The 3,077-nt window shown below is 35.7% G+C and carries 1 protein-coding gene and 1 pseudogene; both read left to right on the plus strand.

The genetic code is table 11. The features are described from left to right. Positions 1–404 (plus strand): annotated as a pseudogene (locus L691_RS30255) (hypothetical protein); the annotation flags it as partial. A 605-nt stretch (positions 405–1,009) separates the two neighbouring features. Continuing rightward, positions 1,010–2,530 (plus strand): methyl-accepting chemotaxis protein, encoded by a 1,521-nt coding sequence (locus L691_RS0125830; protein WP_025693093.1) that lies wholly within the window; start codon positions 1,010–1,012, stop codon positions 2,528–2,530. The last annotated feature ends 547 nt before the right edge of the window (positions 2,531–3,077 follow it).

The following is a 3,077-nucleotide window of genomic DNA, read 5'->3' on the forward strand; positions in this document are numbered from 1 at the left end:
ACTTTTCTTACATCGATAATAAGAGGCTGCTCTGCAAATTCAACTTTGGAGGAGAAAACAATCCCAGGTCTGATAAGTTTGGAGCAACTGCACTTACTGGGGTCCAGCCATATATGGGGAATAGAATCCCCGGATTATCGGGAAGCGTCGTGTTTACCGATCTAGCTCGGGATGAAGAATCTCAACCTCCGGTTAGAGGAGTTTTAGCTTACACCAGGGTACGAACAGATGGTAAACTAAATGATTTTAGCGTTATAGAAACCGATTATAATTTTGGGTCTCAATCCGCTTATTATGTCAGTTTAGGAACGAATCTGGATCAAACCAGACTATATTTAGGGGTTTATGGGTCTATGAAAGTGGCTGATTTTAACCAAGGTACTGTTTTTGAAATTGTTCCATGATTTATAGATATGAATAAACATCTGCCATTCCTGTAATGTTATAAGTCCCTTCATAACGAGGCGAAAGTGTCCAGGAAGTTCGTCAGACCGTCCAGAAAACTTTCGTAAAAAACTCAAGTAAAGTTCATTTAATTTGTACACTTTACAAGCTCAAACTGAAAAGTTATATTTGTCACAGTAGATACAATAACTATTTCATATTATGAATCTACCAAGTTTTTTTCGACATCAATTATAGAAAAAAGAAGACGAGTCTCATCCTATACTAGGGGGGAATTCATAGGTAAAGTCCAGATGAAGTTAATAGTAAAGTTCAAATCAATTTCGCATCGATCAATGAACTTAAAACAGGTTACAAGCATACAGCAATTACTGCAGAAAAGTTATCGTCTTTGGTTTAACTAACGAAAAAACGATAGCTCAGTAAACCGCCTGTTCATTCATTAAAGCGGTTTACTGATGGTCAAAATATCAAACATTAGGATCTAACAAAGCCTATTCAGGTAGCTTTTTTCTGGAACTGCGAATCTAATTCTCATGGGAGTTGAAACGCTCCGTACAAGGACAACGGGGTGTACCATTATCTTCCAAAAAAGGCGGCGAGGATGTTGCAACATAAAAACAGATTAATGCTTGGTCTATCCCTCGGGGCAATTGTAATAAGTTTTATTGTTCACTTATTACATAGAGTCTTTCATTTTATGCATACCTCGATGATAACAAGTCATATGAATATGAATAACGATTCTACTCCATCTTCTATTTCACTGAATATAATATTTCTTATTCCGATCATCCTTTTCATTCTGGCTTTTTTACAATACAAAAAAGCACAGGAACATCGATTTGTGTCTCTTCTAACAACATTATCAATGACTTTTGCTTCAATGTCGATTATCGCAGGTTCAGGCGGATTAATTGAATTTCACTTTTCAATTTTTATGGTCGTAGCTATTGTCGCTTTTTATGAAGATTTAAGGCTTATTATTATTATGACCGTACTTTTTGCTTTGCAACACTTCATTGGTTATTTTTTCATTCCCGGATTGGTATTCGGGGTATCCAATTATTCGTTTTCAATGATGTCTATCCATGCTATTTTTTTAATACTCATAGCAGGGGCAACGTCTTTGCAAATTATCTCAAAGAAAAGACACACAGACGCATTGGAATTAGAAAAATCGCAAAGACAAGAAAAGTTGCTTATTCTTCTTGAGAGTGTAAAAGATCTCTCCAAAAATCTACAACAAACATCGTCTCATGTCTCGAAAAAATCGGAACGAGCCATTCAATCAAATTCTGAAATGCTAATTTCCTTTAAAGAAGTTTCAACGGGATTGGAAGTTCAAAGCGAATCAGTCAACAACATAGATAACAACTTGCAAGGCATCAATCAAATGATCCAGCAAACATCATTATCATCTAATGACATGAAAGAAAAAGCCAATGTTACTGAACAATTGTTAAAAGACAATCAACAAAGCATCGAGTCCCTATCTGAACAAATCTTAGTCGTTTCACAAACCATTAATACCGCCACTGAAACCATTGTTGCTCTAAATGAATCTTCGCAGAAGGTTAATAGTATTATTTCCACGATCGAAGGTGTGTCGAGCCAAACAAATCTCTTAGCACTAAATGCTTCAATTGAAGCCGCAAGAGCAGGTGAAGCTGGAAGAGGATTTGCTGTTGTTGCAGATGAAATACGTAAATTAGCAAACCAAACCAATAATGCAACAGAAGAAATCCGTGTAATTCTAAATATAATACGTGAAGATAGTAAAGAGTCTGTCTCCCAAATTGAAGTTGGAAAGCACGCTATAAGTCTTTCTATATCAAAAGCTGAATCCGCTATTTCCAGTTTTCAAACGCTCAATCATTCAATTAATGAAATGGGTTCCCTTATAAATCAACTGAACCAATCCATTATTCAGGTTGAAATGAAATCAAGTGGTATCTCCAATGAAATGACGAATATATCAGCAGTAACAGAAGAAAGCGTAGCTTCAGTACAAGAGTTATACGCTACCACTCAGTCTCTTATTACTTCTTCTAATGAAGTCAATCAAGAATTAACTCGTTTACTGGCTTTATCTCAATCCTTGCAACAGAAATTCGAATCTTGAAAATAGACTCTTTTGTTGCGTGTAGAATATGATACAAATGACAAATTTAATGGGGTAGCTCTAGTGTCGAACGGGCTATCCCTAGTTTATGCTGGAACTCCATTTCCACATCAGTTACTAAAAGTGTTTTTTGTTGCATAAAGACCAATCGTTTTAATCAGCCATTCGTACTCCTATAATGATGTAGCCTATATTGTTGGTATAACCTTTCAGAAATAAGGGAAAGTCATCGTTTTCTTCAATAATAGTCAGGCATTCAATGAAATCTCCTGCATATAAAATTATCCATCATCCCCAAATCACTATATATGTCTGATAACCTATCCAACACATCAAGCCTACCTTCGAGTTTTCTGTTTCAATCAACTTTGCTTCCACTTTCGTACTCTTTGCTGTGTATACAGTTTCGCCATTGTTTTTATATTGTTCTGAATCAGTTGTACTTTCAGATCTTTTTAATGTTGACGGCACCAAAAACATAAAGTTAATTGTTGGAAGTATCAGCTTTATTGGTTACTCAGCTTATTCAAGCTTCTTTAATGAATTC

It is taken from the genome of Paenibacillus zanthoxyli JH29, from assembly GCF_000520715.1.
GTDB lineage: Bacteria > Bacillota > Bacilli > Paenibacillales > Paenibacillaceae > Paenibacillus_AQ > Paenibacillus_AQ zanthoxyli.